Here is an 18475-nt window from a genome sequence, read left to right as displayed (position 1 = left end):
ATGAGTTCAAAAGCAACAAAAACTGTTAAATCAAAATTTGATATCATAAATAATCAATTACGTGATGATTTAATAGATTTTAGATCAGGAGACACTATTAGAGTTGATGTAAAAATTAAAGAAGGAGACAAATTCCGTATTCAATCTTTTGAAGGATTAGTTATTAAAACTCAAGGATCAGGAATTACTTATTCTGTAGTTGTTAGAAAAATGTCAAATGGTGTATTTGTTGAAAGAACTTTTCCTTTACACTCACCAATTATTGACTCAGTTACTTTAATTAAACGTGGTAAAGTTAGAAGATCTCGTATTTACTACATTAGAAAACTTTCTGGTAAAGCTGCTAGAATTAAAGAAATTATGCCAACAAAACAAGCTAAAGAAATCAAATAATTTAATCATCATATAAAGTATTTTTCTACTTTATTATGATGTTTTTTATTTATTGATAAGATTATATTAGAAAAAAGAAAGAAGTGATTTTATGAGTGCTGAGTTCAACTGGTTTCCAGGTCATATGAATAAGACTTTAAAAGATATTGAAGCAAGAATTGAAATAGTAGATGTCGTTGTTGAAGTTATTGATTCAAGAGCTCCTTATTCATCAAAAAATGCCACTTTTAAAAAGCTTTTAAAAGATAAACCAATAGTTTATATTTTTTCAAAAGCTGATATTGCTGATTCTAAAGTTACTCAACAATGAGTTGATTATTATATTAAAAACGAAAATTCAAAAGTAATTGTTTTATATAATAGACATACTGATATAGTTAATGAATTGATTAATGTAATTAATGAGTTAACAATTAAAAAACGTGAAAAAGACAAAGCTAAAGGAATAAAAAATACTTTAATTAATGCTTTGGTTATTGGAATTCCAAATGTTGGAAAATCTACTTTTATAAATAGAGTAATTAAAGGTAAAAATGTTAAAGTTGGTAATAAACCAGGTGTTACTAGAGGAATTCAGTTAATTCATTTAAATCCATTTATTAATTTATTAGATACACCAGGAGTTTTACCTTCAAAACTAGAATCTGAAACAGTTGCTGTAAATATTTGTGCTATTAATTCAATAAAAGATAATGTCTTTCCAAAAGAAAGAGTAGCAGCTAAATTAATGAGCTATATTTATAACAATTATGATGATATTATTGAAAAATATTACAAAATAAATTTAAGACTACAAAAACCCATTTCAGTTATAGATTCTTATAAGATTTTTGAAACAATTGGAATTGAAAAAAAATGATATGTTACTGAAGATATTTTAGATATGGAAAGAATACTATCTTCATTTTTAAAAGATCTAGATAAAGGTAAATTAGGAAAAATTTCATTTGAAAAAGTTTTAGAAGTAGTTCCTGAAGAAATTCAAAAAGCTATTAATCCAGAAGATAACAAACAAGATAATGATATTAGTTCACTATGATAAGTAGAAAATCATTTGATGATCAAATTAAAATTGTTCATAATATTACTTATTTATCAGGAAGCGATGAAGCTGGTAGAGGTTGTTTAGCTGGTTCTTTAGTTGTTGCTAGTGTGATTTTAAAACTTGATTATTTTAACCCTTTAATAAAAGATTCAAAAAAATTAAATCCTAAAACTAGACAAGTTTTATATGATGAAATTATAAAAAATTGTCTAGATTATCAAATTATTATAATTTCAAGTAAACAAGTTGATGAATTTAACCCCTTACAAGCTAGTTTATTAGGTTTTAAGACAACAATTAATAATTTAAAAATCACTCCAGATCTTGCTTTAATTGATGGTAATCAAAATATTGAATTAACTAATATTAAAACTTTACCAATCATTAAAGGTGATGATAAAAGTTTTTCTATTGCTTGTAGTAGTATTTTAGCAAAAGTTACTAGAGACAAAATACTAGATGAATATGATCAAATTTATCCAAATTATGATTTTAAATCTCATAAAGGTTATTGTACAAAAAAACATTTACTAGCTATACAAAAATATGGTATTTTAGATATTCATAGAAAATCTTATAAACCAATTAAAAAAATAAGCAAAGAAACTAGTTAAAAAAACTAGAATCTTTGCTTTTTTATTCAAAATTATAATCTGTTAAAATCTTTTTTCTGTTTGTTGTTTTATCATTAAAATACTCATAATAGCTTAGCTGTAAAAATGAACCTTGGATATTAATAAGATTATTAAATCCTAGTTTTTCTAACATTTTTATTGATTTATAACTACTTCTACTAGTTCTACAATGAATATAAACTGGTCTATATTTTGGTATTTCATTATATGAAGAAAGAAAACAATTAGATGAAGAAAGAAAACATGATTTAAAAACCCTAGGAACAATAAATAAAACAAGATGAATTCATACTGTATTAGATAAGACTCTTAACAGCATTAAAAAAAACCCGAGTGGATTGCCCAGTGAAGTAGTCGACGAACTATCAGGACTTGTCTCAGGTGTTAAGAATGAATGTTATCGCATATCATTCGAACTCAAAGAAAAATTAGGCTTATTGGATTAGTTTAATTTTCTAATTTCCTTTGATAAGATTATTATAACTTAAAAAATTAAAGGTTCATTTTGTTTAAAAACCCACGGTCATGCAAAATTTTTGTTGCACCTTGCCCTTGGTGTATTCTTTTCAATTCTTTAAATTTGGGTTTGTTTTCTTGTGAAATCTTAGAATCTTTATTAAATTCAATATAAGTTATAACTTTGTCAACATTTCAGCCAGATAAATTTCGATCAAAACTTGAAGCACCATAAAACATTGAATCCATATTAGAAACATTATTTGTTTTTCAGCCACTAATATCTTGGTTAAAATTTTTTGCTTCATAAAATGTTTCATTCATAAATTCTATGTTTGAAGTATCTCATTTGTCTAAGTTCTTAATTGTTTCTTGTGCATTGTTTCTAAACGCGCCTTCTAAAGAGGTTATAAACGGTGGTAGGTTTTCTGGAACTTCCTTTGTTTGTTCATCAAAATGTAAAATATCTGTGCTGTATGTACTTTTACTTCAACCAATTTCTTTTACAACTTCTTTTTTTTCGCCTTCATAAACAGTATCATGACGATCTTTATAAAAATAAACAATTACTGGATTTTTACTATTTCCTTTTGTTGAAACACTTACTTTCTTGTAACCACTATTATCATTTTCTTCAACATTAAAAGAAACATTGTTTAATGTTAATTTGAATTTAGGATTTTGTTTTTTAATCAAATCTAAATACTCTTGCGAGTTTTGAGGTAGTTTGGCAAGCTTGCCATCTCCTGTTCCACTTCCATCTATTGAAATAAATTTATTTGTTATTAACTTATCTAGATCATATTGTTTGCTATTTTCTTGTTTCTCAGACTCAGATTGTGTTGACGGATTATCTTTTGGTGAAGTCTTGTCTTGATTCGATTTAGAATTTTGATCATTATTATTAGGTTTACTATTTTGGTTTTTGCTTTTATCAAATTTATTATTTTGATCCTTATTCTTATCAGATTTAAGATCTTTATCTTTATCTTTTTTATTCTTACTCATTTCAGTGTTTGCACAACTAACAACAGTTGCAGCAACCCCTGATAATAATATGGAAGCGCTAAATGATATTAATAACTTTTTCATATTATTCACCTCATTATATATTCTATTAAAAATGTTATAATTTATTAATCTTTTATCTTTACAAAAATTATTTTATTTAATTGTGTGTATTTTGCTTTTAATTTGTTTTAATATGTAATTCATCTAATTGTTTTTGATCTACAAGATCTGGTGCATTACTCATAGGATCAATTCCCGATGAGTTTTTAGGAAATGCTATTACATCTCTAATTGATTGAGCATTAGTTAAAATCATAGTAATTATATCTAATCCTCATGCTATACCAGAATGATATGGTGCTTCATATTTTTAAGCATTCACAAATCAACCAAAATTAGTTTCAACTCTTTCTTTTGTTAGTTCAATTGCATCAAACATTCTTTGTTGAATTTTAGGATCAGTAATTCTTTGACTACCCCACCAATTTCAAATCCATTCATAACTAGATCATAAGCATAAGCAATAGCATCTTTTTTATTTACATCAAAAGTATCTAAACTTTCTGGTTTTGTCATTGTAAATGGATGGTGAGCTGCTAAATATCTTTGTTCTTTTTCACTATATTCAAATAATGGGAAATCAACTACTCATAATAACTTAAATTCATTAGGATAGGCTAAATTAAACATTTTACTAATTAAACTTTAATAGAATCCATTAATTGAGAAATTTTTTCATATTTACCAAAATTAATTAGTATAGTTGCTTTTGATTTGATATTAAATCTTTTAATTAATTGTTCTTTTTCTTGATCTGATAATTGACTTGCTAAACTACCAGTTCAATTTGAGTTTTCAAATTTAATAAATCCTAATGACTGATATTGGAATTCTTTTGCTTGTTCTATTAAAACTTCTAATTGTTTTTTTTGTTAATAATTCATCAATTGCAACTACCAATCAAAGTTAATATACTAATATCATTTACATTACTAATATCTGAAATTAAATCAAGATTATAAAAATGAAAAATTATTTTTTAAACTAAAAACTATTAATATACTTAAACTTAAGACAATATAAAAACTTTAGTTAAATTAGTATTTTTATATAAATAAGTTTGTTTTATTCCTAATGAAAAATCAAAACTAGATCTACTAATTACATAACTTAATATAAAACCAATAATTAGAAATAAGCATAAACTAGTTGATTTTAAAAATAAGTTGATTTTTGATTAGACTATTTATTTAAAATTTTATTTTTTTATTAAAAATATTAAAAAGATTTATAAAAATAAGTTACTTTTAATTTTTTTTATCTAATACAATAATGAGAAAACAAAAGGAGAAAGCATATGAATTTAGTAAACATTATTGGACAATTAGAAGGAGATGCAACTGTTGCTTATACTTCAAAAGATGGAGAAAAAAAGCTTTATAAGTTTGTTGTTAAAGTACCAAAACCATATAAATCAAAAGAAGTAGACTCACTTGATTATATTAATATTAAAGCTTGATCAAATGCTGTTGATGATGAGTTTTTATTACACGATCAAGCTGTTGTTGGAATTGAAGGAAGAATTCAGTCTTTCACTTCAAATAATGATTTAACAAATATCAGAAATGAAATTTTTGCAAATAGAATTTTATATTTAAACTAAAAATAAGTATTAATTTTTTTTATTGTTATTTATCTTAAATTTTTTAGATATTTTATGTTTGCAAAATTAAACTAGCTTATTAGTTATTTAATTAAAATATAATTCCTAATAAAAAATATTTTAATTAAATAATACTAGAGACTATAACTTGGTCTCTTTTTCTTTTTAAATAGCTAAATGTTATAATTAATAGTGATTTTAATGTAAGGAGAATAAGAATGAAAGTCAAAAATAATTTCGATCATTTTTATAAACCAATGACTGATGAAGAGTTAAAAGAAGATAGAAAATCTTTTAACCGTGGTAGAAAAAGTTTTATTAATGTTATTTGAAAGCACATGAAAATTAATAAAAAATGAGCTATAGGTTTATTAGTTACTGCTGTTTTATCTGCTTTTTTTGCTGCTTTTAATCCTTTATTAATGCAACAATTACAGTTTTCTGTTGAATTTGAAAAAACTAAAAAAGTTTTTGATAATTTTTGAGGGTTTAATTGAAAAATAATTTTATCTATTTGAATTATTATTTTAGTTATTACTGCAATTTTGACTTACATTGCTAACTTATTTGGAAATGAACTAGGTAGAAAAATTGAAATTAGTTTAAGAAATGAATTAACTAAAAAATTAATTACAACAGATATTGAATATTATTCAAATAAAAAAACAGGTGAAATTTTAACTAAAGTAGTTTCTGATACTCAAATTATTGGTATGCAAGCTTCTGTTATACCAAATATTATTTTTATTGCTTTTTTTACAATGATATTTACTTTAATTACTTTATTTATTACAACTAGTTTATATATTGGTTTATTTTTTATTGCACTATTTTTAATTTTTGGTATTTTATTTGGTTTAGCTTTTTTACCTATGAGAAAATTGGTGTTTAATCTTAGAAAAATTATTACTGATATTAATGGCGATGTTACTGATAGAATTAATACAATTAAATTAATTAAAGCTAATGGTACTGAAGAATATGAAAAGAAAAGATTTGTAGATATTCATGAAATTTATTATAAAAAATATAAACAAATTAGTTATTTTCAATCTGTAATGATAAGTATCTTATTTTTTGCTATTAATACAGTACAAATTTTAATGACAATAATTGCTTTATGATTATATAAAAATGATATTGATACTTTAAAAGCTATTTTAGGTCCGATGTTAATATGTGCTGGAATGTTAATTGGTCCTGTTATGCAATTACTAAGAGCTGTTGTAGGAATGGTTCAAGCAAGTACTTCAGCACAAAGAATTGATGAAATTACAGCTGCAAAACAACTTATTAATAATCACGCATTAGATAAAAAAGGAATTAGAATTCATAAAATTGAGGGAAATGTAATATTTAAAAATGTTACTTTTGCTTATTCAGACAAACCAGATAATGTTATTTTGCCTAATTTTAATTTAGTTTTAGAACAAGGTAAAAGTTATGCTTTTGTTGGTCAAACTGGAGTAGGAAAATCAACTATTTCAAAACTATTATTAAGATTTTATGATCCAAGCTCAGGTGAAGTTTTAATTAATAATAATATTAATCTTAAAGATGTGTTTTTACCAAGTTATTTAAATCATATTGGATATGTTGAACAAGATCCATCAGTTTTATTAGGAACAGTTTTAGATAATTTAAGATATGTAAAACCTAGTGCAACAGATGAAGAGATTATTCTAGCATGTAAAAAAGCTGAATTACACGATTTAGTTATGACTTGACCAGATCAATATAATACAATTTTAGGAGAACGTGGATTTATTTTATCTGGAGGTCAAAAACAAAGACTAGTTATTGCTAGAATGTTTTTAAAAGATCCACAAATATTAATATTAGATGAAGCAACAAGTGCATTAGATAATGTTGTTGAAAAAGAGATTCAATCTAAATTAGAAGAATTAATGAAAAATAGAACAAGCATTACAATTGCTCATAGACTTTCAACAATAAGAAATGTTGATCAAATTATTGTTTTAGCTCCTAAAAAAGGAATTATTCAAATTGGTACTTTTAAAGAACTAGTAAAAAAACCTGGTGAATTTAAAGATTTATATGAAGCCGGTTTTTCTAAATATGATGTCTAATTAAGGAGGTGTTTATAATGTCAAAAGTAAAAAAAGTTTATACAAAAATCAAAAAAAAGTGAAGTTTTGATAATACAGGTAAATTTACTTTAAAAAAATTTGGTCTTTTTATTAGAATGAATATTGAAATAGCTAAAAAAAATCCTTTGCTTTTTTTTGGTGTTGTATTTTTTACATCATTAGATGCAATATTTGCAGCAATGCTTCCTTTGTTTTCATCAAAAGTAATCACTACTTTAGTTCAAAATAATAAACAATGGTTATTTAATTGAATGGAATTAGATTCAACTGGTTGGTTATATGTTATTGCTATTAATTTGGCAATAATTATAATTTGTGAATATTTTACTAATTTCACAATAGCTTTGTATTCAGCTCAAATTGAAGTAATGCAAAGACTTAAAATTTTAAAAGCATTAACAGATCAGGATGTAGATTTTTATTTTGATCATGTTTCTGGAAACATTTTAACAAGATTAGTTGGAGATACTCAATTTCTAGCTTTAGGAGTTCAGCAATTTTTAACTAATTTAATTTATGCTTTCTCTGGATCAATAACAGCTATTACAATTATGTATACTCAAAATTTATATATGATAGCAACTTTATCTTTAGTATATTTATTAATAGCTAATTTATTTTGTGTAGGCTTTTTTATTGATATGAGAAGAAAATTAATATTAGCATTTGATATTAAAAGAGAAACTGATGCTGATATGACAGATAGAATTAATAATATTTCACTTATTAAAGCAAGTGGAACTGAAGAATTTGAAATTAAAAGATTAGAAGAAAAAAATAAAGATTATGAAAATGGATTAACAAAATTTACTCACTCCTCAGCTTTGTTAAATACTTCTTTAACTTTTGTTATTCAATTATTAATTCCAATTATTTTTATAATTATTGCAGTTCAATATTTAAGTAATAATCAGTCAAGTAATAGTTTAGGTGCTGATATTGCTTTAATTTTTCCTTTACTATCAACTTTAATTGGTGGAATTGCCATTTTATTACCAAGTTTAAGATCAGCAACCGCTGCTTCTAATGCTGCTAATAGAATTAGTGAATTAACAGATCCAAAGCCAATGGTTCATTCTAATTTAAAAGGTTATAAAATTGATAAAATTGATAAAATTGTTCTTGATAACATTAGTTTTTCATATCCAAAAAAACCTGAAAGAATAGTTATTCCACCAACTAAATTAATTTTTGAAAAAGGAAAAAGCTATGCTTTTGTTGGCCAAACTGGTAGTGGTAAAACTACTATAGCAAAACTTTTATTAAGATTTTATGTTCCAACTGATGGAAAAATTTTAATTAATGGTGAATATAATTTAAACAGAATTAATTTACCGGCTTATTTAAATCATATTGGATATGTTGAACAAGAACCACAAATTTTATATGGTACTTTTTTAGATAATATTAAATATTCTAAATTTGATGCAACAGATGAAGAAGTGATTCAAGCTTGTAAAAAGGCTGAACTTCATGATTTTATTATGTCTTTACCAGATCAATATCACACTGTTTTAGGGCAAAGAGGATTTATTTTATCTGGTGGTCAAAAACAAAGATTAGTTATTGCTAGAGTCTTTTTAAAAGATCCTGATGTAGTAATTTTAGATGAAGCAACAAGTGCATTAGATAATGTTGTTGAAAAAGAAATTCAAGATAAATTAGAAGAATTAATTAAAGGTAGAATGTGTATTACTATAGCTCATAGGTTAACAACTATTAAAAATGTTGATGAAATTTATGTTTTAGGACCTAATGGTGTAGGAATTGTTCAAATGGGAACTTTTGATCAATTAAAAAAACAACCCGGTCATTTTAGAAACTTATATGAAGCAGGGTTGATGGAATAAGATTTATTAGTCTTATTTAAATATAAAGTAGGTGTTATTATGCCAGAACAAGAAACTATATTTTGAGTTTATTTTCATAATATAGTTAAAAAAATAAAAACAGATAAATTTAAAAAAGTAGATCTTTTATTAAGAAAAAAAATCAATGAAATTTTTGAAGTAACTCATTATGGATTATTTCAATATCAAATTTTAAAAGATAAGTCATTAACAAATATAGATGATTCATCTGTTAGTGAAATTTCAAACTATATTACAAATAACTATTCAAGATTTTTTGAATATTTAAATTATAATAATTCAAAAACTTCAATGTATAGTTCAAAATTAAGTAAAATAGAAATTGATGAAATTTCTTTTATTATAGAAAATATAGCATTAAAATATATAGCAGACAACTTATTATTAATTAATAATAATAACTATAATAATGATTTTTTAAATTTATTATTAATTGAATTATCAAAAATGTATCGTTTTGATACTAACTTTTTAGCAAGAAATAATGATAAGATAGTTTATCACTCTTTAGTTTATCCTTTATTTTTAACTATGTTAATTATTGATATAACTAATGAAAATCAAATGTTTAATAATATTAAAAAAATCTATACTAAACAAAATATTTTAAATGCATTAAAGGTCGGAAGACCTTTATCTTCTAATGAATATAATTACTTTAAATCTCATATCGATATTTTAGAATATGATGAAGAATGAAATACTTTTTTATTGAATTTTAAAAATGAAAATTGAGTTTTGCATTCTATTGAAAAAAAATATAAATTAATCTTTCAATTAGCAAAATACACTGCTTTATTTTTAAAAGACAGAATTAAATCAGTATGAGCATTAAGTGATGGTGAAGAAATTTTTGATAGTTTTTATAACTATATAATATTATTTTTAACTAATAAGCCAACTGGTCAAACTTCCACTATTTATCTGACAGCAAAACCTGATTTTATAAATAAAAATTATGATGAAGATGATAAATTTTTATTACCATTTTTAATTAAAGACTATAATCCTATACAAATTGGACACCATATTAGTTCATTAAAAGATTATTCTAAATTTGTATGTGATAAAGATCGAATTATTGATTTTTTAGATGCTGTTTTATTATCTGCAAATTACATTAGTTTAATTGATATTTTAAAAGTTGATAGTAATTATTTAGCTGACTTTTTAATACAAAGAAAAAAATTAGCTTTAGTAGATACTTTGTTTTTATATAAATTAGATGATCATAATATGTATAAAAAACAATATAATTCAATTAGTTTAGAAGATATTCAAATTAATCAAAATGTTTTAAAAGAAATTATTAAAAAAGATTTTAGATTAGAATTTTTAAAAACTAACAATCAATTAGCAAATATGTTAAAAACTATTTCTTTAATTTTGAGTTTAGTACCTTCAATTGCTAAAAGATTTAACTATTCATGAGAATTGATTTTAAAATATTTCATTATTACTTTTGGACCATATAAAAGAAAAAAAGCTTTATATGATAAAAAAACTATTAATGAAGTATCTTATAAAATATCTAAACTTTTATCAAATTTTAAACATGTAAAAAACAAAGAAGATTATAGTCAAACACTATTAATCATTTATAAATTAGAAAATTTTAAAAATTAATTTATATTATTTATTTTCATATATAAATATGATAAATTTATATATGATTATTATTGCCCATGTAGCTCAGTAGGATAGAGCACGCGCCTTCTAAGCGTGAGGTCGGAAGTTCGAGCCTTCTCGTGGGCACCACTTAGAATCATTAAAATCGTGCTAAGCACGATTTTTTTGTTTTAGAAAAAAATATTATGGCAAATTATTATGATCAAATATTAAAAAAAATTAAACAACTAGTTGAAAAAAATAATCTAACTAAAGCTTTAGATATTATTAACCAAGAATTAGAGCTTAGCTATATTCCTAGTGATTTTGAAAAATCTCTTTATAAAATAAAAAAAGAAATTAAAGAAAAACAATATAGTCAATTAAATAAAACATACAGTATTTTAGAAATTAAAACTTTATTAAATTCAAAAAATAATTTAGATCAAATTATTGGGATTAAAAATTTAATAAATATTAATATTAGACTAGTTCTTGATGAAATAAAGAAATATTTAATTAATATAAATAATGCTTATGAAAATAAATCATTATTATTAATTAGTTTATCTGATCAACAAATAGATCAAGATTTTGAAGTGTTTAAAGATAAAAAAACTAGTTTTTTAATTAATCCAAAATCACTAAATATAAAAGAAATTTATAATATTTACTATCAAATTGAAAGCCAAATTTTAGAAGTTATTGATCAAAAGGATATTTTTTTAATTCAAACTTGTAAACAAGTGCTTTTTTCATACTTTTTATACATTTTTCCTTATGTTGAGTTATTAAAAACAAATGATGTTATTGTAGCAATAATTTATTTATCTTTTCAATTAAATAATTTGAAATTTGATATTAAAAAATTAAATAAAAACATAGAATTTAATCAAGTAAATGTAGATAAAATAATTATTGATATTAAAAAAAGTGGTGTTTTTAATTATGAAAGTTAATTTTGATTCTAAAAATTATAAATATTTTAGAGATTATAATTTTTTTATGGTTAAGTTTTTTAATATTACTTGTTCTTTATGTGATAATTATGAAATTAGTTTTGTAATAAATTCATCACCAACTCCAATTGGAACAATATTAAAAAAAGAAACTAAAAAATTAAGTGAAAAAGAAATTGAACAATTAGTTAAGCAACAAATTGATATTTGAGAGAATTTAGAAAAAGACAACTTTAAAAACAACATTCCTACTTTTTTGTGTGATGAATGTTGAAATACTTTAACTAATCAAAGCAATTAAAGAGAAATTTTTAAAAGATAATTTAATAATAATAAAATATTATAAGTAATAAATGTAAAGTAGGTGCTATATGAAATTTGTTGATTCTGCTGATTTAATTATTAAGGCTGGAAAAGGAGGAGATGGAGCAGTTAGTTTTTTACATGCTTTATTTGTTCCTAATGGTGGTCCTAATGGTGGTGATGGTGGTGATGGTGGGTCTGTTTATTTTCAAGGAGATGAAGGTAAACATTCACTATTAGATCTAAAATTACAAAAAAAATATAGTGCTCAAGATGGTTTTAAAGGTGATATTAAAAATATGCATGGTGCTAAAGGTGAAGATAAAATCATTAAAGTACCTGTAGGAACTATTTTATATGATAAAAAAACTAATAACATATTAGCTGATATCAATGAAAATAATAAATTAGTTTTAATTGCTAAAGGTGGAAAGGGTGGAAAAGGAAATGCAAGATTTGCAAATTCAAGAAATAAAGCTCCAACTATTTTTGAAGCAGGTGAATTAGGTCAAGAATTTGAAATTAGAGCTGAATTAAAAGTTTTAGCAGATGTTGGATTTGTTGGTTTACCAAATGCTGGAAAATCAACTTTATTAAGAGCAATTTCAAACTCTAAACCTGTAGTTGCAGATTATCCATTTACTACTATTACTCCACAACTTGGGGTTGCTAGAACTAAAAACAATGATACTTTTATAGTAGCTGATTTACCCGGATTAATTCAAGGAGCTAGTTTAGGAAAAGGTTTGGGTCATCAGTTCTTAAAACATATTGAAAGATGTTTGGTGATTTGTCATATAATAGATGCTTCTGGAAATTTTGGTTCAGAAGATATTATTAAGAATTATGAATTAATTAGAAATGAACTAAAAGCTTATAATTTAAATTTAGAAAAAAGAGCTGAAATTATTGTTTTAAATAAAATGGATTTAGATGAAGCTCAATTAAATTTACTAGATGAAAAAATAATAAATTATTTTAAAAATAAAAAAGTCATACAAATTTCAGGTTTAAAAAAAGAAAATATAGATCAATTATTATTTATGATTTATGAAGAATTAAAAGTTGCAAAAAAACAACCTTTATGAGAATTAGATAAAAATAATAATCAAGATGAAATGGTAATTTATAAATTTGAAGAGCAAAAAGAAGATATTCAAGCTTATAACAAAGGTAATAATCGTTGAGAAATTGCTGGAGAAACTATTTTTAAAATTTATCAAAAATTTCCAATATGAACAGAAGATAACTTATTAATGTTTAATGAAAAACTAAAAGAAACTGGTGTTTATGAAACATTAGTTAAAAAAGGCATTAAAAAAGGTGATTTTGTAAAAGTTTTTGATTATGAATTGGAGTGAACAGACTAATATGCAAACTAATTTAAAACAATATTTAGATTATTTAGTTGAATTTATTCAACAAACTGTAAAAAAAGCTAAATGCAATGGTGTTGTTGTTGGAATTAGTGGAGGAATCGATTCAGCAGTTGTTGCAAATTTAGCAAAACGTGCTTTTCCAGATAATTATTTAACTGTGTGAATGCCAATTTATTCTTCACAACTAGATTATGATTGTGCTAATGAACTTATTAAAACTAATCATTTAAAAAATATTGAAGTTAACTTAGAAACTAGTTTTGATGCATTTAAAAATAGTTTTTCTAATTTAGATGAAAAACCAAGTTTATTAGCTATTTCAAACGCTAAAGCTAGGTTGAGAATGACAACTTTATATACAATAGCTCAAACTAAAAAGTATTTAGTTTTAGGAACTGATAATTTAGATGAATGACATATAGGTTATTTTACTAAGTATGGTGATGGCGGAGTTGATGTTGTTCCTATTATTCACTTATTAAAATCTGAAGTTAAAAAAGCTGCTAAAATTTTAAATGTTCCTGAATTAATAATTAATAGAAAACCAACAGCAGGGTTGTGAGAAGGACAAACTGATGAAGGTGAAATTGGATTTAGTTATGATTTAATTGACAGCTATTTATTAAAACAAAACAATGATCCTAAATTAAAAAAACGTATTGATTATTTACATAAAATTAGCAAACATAAAAGATCATTAGCTATAAAACCAAAAAAAATTCAAAGATAAAAGAAAGGGTAAAATAAATGTTTTGACAATTAAGTAAGTATCATTTTAAACCAATTGAAGTGTTTGGAATTGCTATACCTTTTCGAATTTTTATTTTGGTCTTTGCTATTATTGCTATATTGTCATTATTAATTTTTATTTTGACTTATTTTATTCAAAAAAAGAAAAACATCAATCAAACAAAACAACAAGATATTCAAGAAATTATAGATCAAGAAATTAATTTAATTATTAAAAAAGAAAAAGAAAAGCAACAAAATTAAACAATTTAGGTGAAGTAATGAGTAAAAAAATAGCTCTATTTGGTGGTAGTTTTGATCCAATTCATACTGATCATGTTAATATTATAAGAACTTGCTATGAAAAATTAAATTTTGATGAAGTCTGGTTAATCCCAACTTATTTAAATCCTTTTAAAACTAAACAAAATAGTAGTATAAAAGATCGTTTAAATATGTTAGATATTATTAAAAATAAATTTGATTATGTAAAAATTTATAATTATGAAATTAAGAATCAAAAATCCACTCCAACATATCAAACAGTTAAACATATTTTAAAAACCAATAAGAATGACTCTTTTTCTTTTATTATGGGTTCAGATCAATTAGATCGTTTTGAAGAGTGAAATAATTTTAATGAACTAATTCAAATAATTGATTTTAAAATTTTTAAAAGAAATGAAAATTATAACAAAACAATTTTAAATAAGTACCATTTAGAATTATTTGAATTTGAAAATAATCATTTAAGTTCTACAGATATAAGAAATTTAAAACATTTAGACAAACAAATTAAAGATATTAATGATTATGTTAATTATAATTTAATGTATTTATATGAACGTATGGAAACAAAGATGGATCTTGAACGTTATAATCATTGTTTAAATGTTGGAAAAATGGCTTATGAATTAGCAATTAAATGAAATGTAGATCCTAAAAAAGCTTTAATTGCTGGAACACTTCATGATATTACAAAAAGATGATCAAAAGAAAAAGCTTTAAGTTATTTAAAAACTTATTTACCACAATTAATTAATGAACCTTATCCAGTTTGACATTCATATACAGCTTATTTGCATTTATTATATGATTGACTAATTGATGATCAAGAAATTTTAAGTGCTGTTTTTAATCACACTGTTGGTAGTGAGAAAATGACTAAATTAGATATTATAGTTTTTTGTGCAGATAAAATTAGTATTGAAAGAAATTATGAAAATGTTGAACAATTAAGAGAACTATGTTTTACAGACTTAATGACAGGATTTAAAGTTTTATTAAAAAATCAATATGATTTAGCTATAAAAAAATATGGTAAAGAAAATATTGGTTCTATGTTAATAAAAACAGTTGAACATTTTTTAAAATATAAAAAATAATATGAAATTAATAATTAGTGCAATGTATGAAGAACTAGAATACAGTCTTAAAAAAACTGGTGCAAAATTAATTATTGATAATGATATTTTAAAATTGTATCAATATCAAGATATATTGTTATGCATAAGTGGAATTGGGTTAGTAAATGCCAGTTGTAGTTTAAGTTATTTATTAAATAATTATCAAATTGATCAAATTTTAAATATAGGAACTTGTGGTAGTTTAAATAAAAACTTTAAGCAAAATGACATTATACTAGTTAATAAGGCTTATTATTTTAGTGTTGATGTAACTGGATTTAATTATTCATATGGTCAAATTCCAAAACTACCTAAATATTTTTTAGCAACTAAATTAAAGTTATCTTTAGATTACAAAACAGCAAATATTGCTTCTGGAGATGTTTTTATTAATAAACAAGAACATTTAAAACAATTTATTAATAAGCTAAATCAAAAAATAGATTTAGTTGATATGGAAGCTTGCAGTTTATTTCATACAGCTTTTTTATATAAAAAACCAATTAGTAGTGTTAAAGTTGTTAGTGATATAATGTTTTTAAATGATTCTAATATGATACAATTTGATAAATTTATAAATCAAGCTTCTATAACAATTTTTGAAATTTTAAATGATTTGTATTTTAAATTTAAATAAATAAGATAATTTGGTGAGAAAATGAGAATAGCTATTTTTGGAACAACAGGAGCAGGTAAAACAACTTTATTAGAAAATCTTAAAAAACTTTTAGATAAAAAATATGTTTTTGTTAATGAAACTAGTTTAGATTGCCCTTATTTTAATAAGGCTTATGATGATAGTAATTCTGATGTACAAGATTATAATTATAAACTAGATTTATGAATGCTAACTGATCGAATGAAAACATTTATTAAATATAAAAATCATCAAAATGTAATTTATGATAGAAGTATATTAGATTCAATGGTTTTTAGTCAAACTGATCATATATATATATATATATATATATATATATATATATATATAATCGTTTAGATGATAGAGATTATAATGTTTTTAAAGATTATTTTTTAACTTGTATTTTGCCAAATATATTTGATTGCCAAACTAATAATAAAATTTTTGATATTGTAATATATTTAAAAGTTGATCCATATAAAGCTATTAAAAGAATTAATAAAAGATCAAGAGATATTGAATTAGATACAAATGATTTATTTTGATTAAATTTAACAAAAGTTTATGAATTTTGATATGACATTTATAAAGAAGTAATTCCATTTTGAGTAATTGATGCTAATGTTGATGAGCCAAATTATATTGCTAATATGATTGCTAATAAAATTAAAGAAATTGATAATAAGATAGACTAAAATAAAATAAAAAACTTTTTTAGTTTATTTTAGTACATCTTTTTTTTAGTCTTTGTTTGTTTTATAGTTATTTTAAAATATAAAGTGTTTTTTATTTTTTAATTAAAAAAATTAATTGGTATAAATTAAATGTAATAAAAAAGTTTTAGTACATTACTATATATTCAATGAATCAGCAAGATTTTGAACATATTTCAGCATCTTGCTTTTCTTTCATTCTTTACCGCTTATGTGTTCCATTTTATAACTTCTCAAGTATTCTATTATTTGTTTGAATGAATAATTTTTGTGTAAGTTCAATTTGATAAATTCATTTTTAACACGTGTACCAATTATTAATGATAAGTAATTTATAAATTCAGTTGTATAAACTTTCATTTCAGAGTGAACTCTAGTTTTCGAAAGTTCTAAAATGTTTTTGTAAAAATTAAACATTTCTTCAATTTCTCATCTTTGATCATAAAGAGTGTACACATCTTCTAAATCCAAATCTACATTTGATTCAAAAGCAATTGTTCCAAAATATTCTTCTTCTTTTTTGAATTCAGAAATATCGAAATTCTCTTTTCTTAAATGTTTTTGGTATCTACCGATACTTTCTTTTCCAGCAATTTCTAAATCTTTAAATAGATAGTAAAATTTGTCGTTTATTTGTCGTTTAGATCCTAAAAGTTGTTTTCCTTTAATGTTTACAGGAGATAATCTCTCTATAAAATTTTCAGACTTAATAAATTTTGTATTTCTTTTTAAAGGAAGTAGATATTTAATGTTTCTATTTTGTTTTAATAATTCAGAAATTGCATTTGTTCTAAATCCTTTATCAGCTATCAAAATCTCATCGTTGCTTGGAACTTTTTCTAAAAAATCCTCAAAGATACTGCTATCTAACATATTTCCTTGGTATGGTCTTTGATAAATTGGTTCTTTTGTCTCTAAATCACAAGTATACAATAGAGTGAAATCTCTGCTACCTTTTACTCTTCCTTTTCTTGATCATTGTGAAAAAGTACAATCACTAGAATTGTATGATTTTAGTGTTCCATCAATAATTTGAATCCTTCCTTTAAATTCTTGCATTCTATCTTCCATAAACTCTTTAATTCTTAAATAAGCTCGACCTGTTTTTTCAAAGAATTCAGGAAGTAGAGATTCTGAAAGACCAACTTTTTTAAATATTTCTGATAAGAATGAAATTTCATAATAATGTTTTAAATCTCTATTAACTGGTTTTGGATAAGTACATCTTATCAAAGCAATTACATAAAGCTTCAAAGCAGTAACATCATCAAAATGTTTGAATAATTTTTTTAAAATATCTTCTCCATTTTTTGTAAATATTGCAACGTTTCCGTATTCTTTAACATCAGTACCTATTTCAATTAATTCTTTTTTCTTTTTTGATCTTTGTCCAACCGGAATTGGTGTTTCAAAAGGTACAAATTGAAAATCTATTATTTTCACCCACTATTTCAAGATCAACTGGTATAGCTTTTCCGTTAACATATTTACTTGTTCTTTTTACAACTTTGTATTTCCCGAAATAATCTTTTACAACTGTGTTCTTAGGTCTT

17 protein-coding genes, 1 tRNA gene and 2 pseudogenes are annotated in these 18475 nt (G+C 23.2%); 16 read left to right on the top strand and 4 right to left on the bottom strand.

Features of this window, described 5'->3' with window-relative positions; all coding sequences use genetic code 4:
• From rplS to MSB_RS02750, 3 genes are all read left to right on the top strand, one after another.
• A complete protein-coding gene (gene rplS, locus MSB_RS02760) occupies positions 1–393 on the top strand; it encodes a 50S ribosomal protein L19 (protein WP_011387413.1) in 393 nt (130 codons plus the stop codon).
• 91 nt (positions 394–484) lie between these two features.
• On the top strand, positions 485–1435 hold the full coding sequence (gene ylqF / locus MSB_RS02755) for a ribosome biogenesis GTPase YlqF (RefSeq protein WP_011166613.1): 951 nt from the start codon (positions 485–487) through the stop codon (positions 1433–1435).
• The gene (locus MSB_RS02750; RefSeq protein WP_013447845.1) at positions 1429–2052 is read left to right on the top strand and encodes a ribonuclease HII; all 624 of its coding nucleotides are present in this window, start codon (positions 1429–1431) and stop codon (positions 2050–2052) included. Before ylqF ends, MSB_RS02750 begins: the two co-directional genes overlap by 7 nt.
• A gap of 22 nt (positions 2053–2074) precedes the next feature.
• On the opposite strand, the gene MSB_RS02745 is transcribed toward MSB_RS02750, so the two are convergent.
• The 3 genes and pseudogenes from MSB_RS02745 to MSB_RS05425 form a co-directional block, all read right to left on the bottom strand.
• Positions 2075–2392 (bottom strand): rhodanese-like domain-containing protein, encoded by a 318-nt coding sequence (locus MSB_RS02745; protein WP_013447844.1) that lies wholly within the window; start codon positions 2390–2392, stop codon positions 2075–2077.
• 173 nt (positions 2393–2565) lie between these two features.
• The gene (locus MSB_RS02740) at positions 2566–3621 is read right to left on the bottom strand and encodes a BspA family leucine-rich repeat surface protein (RefSeq protein WP_013447843.1); all 1056 of its coding nucleotides are present in this window, start codon (positions 3619–3621) and stop codon (positions 2566–2568) included.
• A 97-nt stretch (positions 3622–3718) separates the two neighbouring features.
• Positions 3719–4494, bottom strand: a pseudogene (locus MSB_RS05425) (amino acid--tRNA ligase-related protein); the annotation flags it as partial.
• Positions 4495–4897: 403 nt separating this feature from the next.
• Between MSB_RS05425 and MSB_RS02730 the strand changes: the two are divergent.
• The 13 genes and pseudogenes from MSB_RS02730 to MSB_RS05400 all read left to right on the top strand — a co-directional run bounded on the left by MSB_RS02730 (position 4898) and on the right by MSB_RS05400 (position 16904).
• Positions 4898–5203 carry a single-stranded DNA-binding protein gene (locus MSB_RS02730; RefSeq protein ID WP_011387408.1) on the top strand — a complete coding sequence of 102 codons (306 nt, stop codon included), beginning with the start codon at positions 4898–4900 and terminating at the stop codon, positions 5201–5203.
• A 218-nt stretch (positions 5204–5421) separates the two neighbouring features.
• Positions 5422–7293, top strand: a complete 1872-nt coding sequence (locus MSB_RS02725; RefSeq protein ID WP_013447840.1) for an ABC transporter ATP-binding protein — start codon at positions 5422–5424, stop codon at positions 7291–7293.
• A 17-nt stretch (positions 7294–7310) separates the two neighbouring features.
• A complete protein-coding gene (locus MSB_RS02720; protein ID WP_013447839.1) occupies positions 7311–9164 on the top strand; it encodes an ABC transporter ATP-binding protein in 1854 nt (617 codons plus the stop codon).
• A 39-nt stretch (positions 9165–9203) separates the two neighbouring features.
• The gene (locus MSB_RS02715) at positions 9204–10811 is read left to right on the top strand and encodes a hypothetical protein (protein WP_013447838.1); all 1608 of its coding nucleotides are present in this window, start codon (positions 9204–9206) and stop codon (positions 10809–10811) included.
• Between the two features lie 55 nt (positions 10812–10866).
• Positions 10867–10943, top strand: a tRNA-Arg gene (locus tag MSB_RS02710).
• Positions 10944–10999: 56 nt separating this feature from the next.
• Positions 11000–11752, top strand: coding sequence for a DUF3196 family protein (locus tag MSB_RS02705; protein ID WP_011166621.1), 753 nt, complete (start codon positions 11000–11002; stop codon positions 11750–11752).
• Complete coding sequence (locus MSB_RS02700) at positions 11742–12053, top strand: hypothetical protein (protein ID WP_013447837.1); 312 nt, start codon at positions 11742–11744, stop codon at positions 12051–12053. Before MSB_RS02705 ends, MSB_RS02700 begins: the two co-directional genes overlap by 11 nt.
• 70 nt (positions 12054–12123) lie before the next feature.
• On the top strand, positions 12124–13425 hold the full coding sequence (obgE, locus tag MSB_RS02695; RefSeq protein ID WP_013447836.1) for a GTPase ObgE: 1302 nt from the start codon (positions 12124–12126) through the stop codon (positions 13423–13425).
• Position 13426: 1 nt separating this feature from the next.
• Complete coding sequence (gene nadE / locus MSB_RS02690; RefSeq protein ID WP_013447835.1) at positions 13427–14164, top strand: NAD(+) synthase; 738 nt, start codon at positions 13427–13429, stop codon at positions 14162–14164.
• Positions 14165–14181: 17 nt separating this feature from the next.
• Positions 14182–14427, top strand: coding sequence for a TIGR04561 family membrane protein (locus tag MSB_RS02685; RefSeq protein ID WP_011166625.1), 246 nt, complete (start codon positions 14182–14184; stop codon positions 14425–14427).
• Positions 14428–14444: 17 nt separating this feature from the next.
• On the top strand, positions 14445–15548 hold the full coding sequence (locus MSB_RS02680; protein WP_013447834.1) for a nicotinate-nucleotide adenylyltransferase: 1104 nt from the start codon (positions 14445–14447) through the stop codon (positions 15546–15548).
• 1 nt (position 15549) lies between these two features.
• Entirely contained in the window at positions 15550–16206 is a 657-nt protein-coding gene (gene mtnN / locus MSB_RS02675) for a 5'-methylthioadenosine/S-adenosylhomocysteine nucleosidase (protein ID WP_011166627.1), read from the top strand.
• A 21-nt stretch (positions 16207–16227) separates the two neighbouring features.
• Positions 16228–16904 (top strand): annotated as a pseudogene (locus MSB_RS05400) (deoxynucleoside kinase).
• Positions 16905–17060: 156 nt separating this feature from the next.
• On the opposite strand, the gene MSB_RS02660 reads toward MSB_RS05400, so the two are convergent.
• Positions 17061–18365 carry a transposase gene (locus tag MSB_RS02660; protein WP_238523220.1) on the bottom strand — a complete coding sequence of 435 codons (1305 nt, stop codon included), beginning with the start codon at positions 18363–18365 and terminating at the stop codon, positions 17061–17063.
• Positions 18366–18475: the final 110 nt, after the last annotated feature.

This window comes from Mycoplasma leachii PG50, from assembly GCF_000183365.1.
GTDB lineage: Bacteria > Bacillota_I > Bacilli_A > Mycoplasmatales > Mycoplasmataceae > Mycoplasma > Mycoplasma leachii.
The sequence above is the reverse complement of the archived record's forward strand: the minus strand, read 5'-3'. Positions and strand labels throughout refer to the sequence as shown.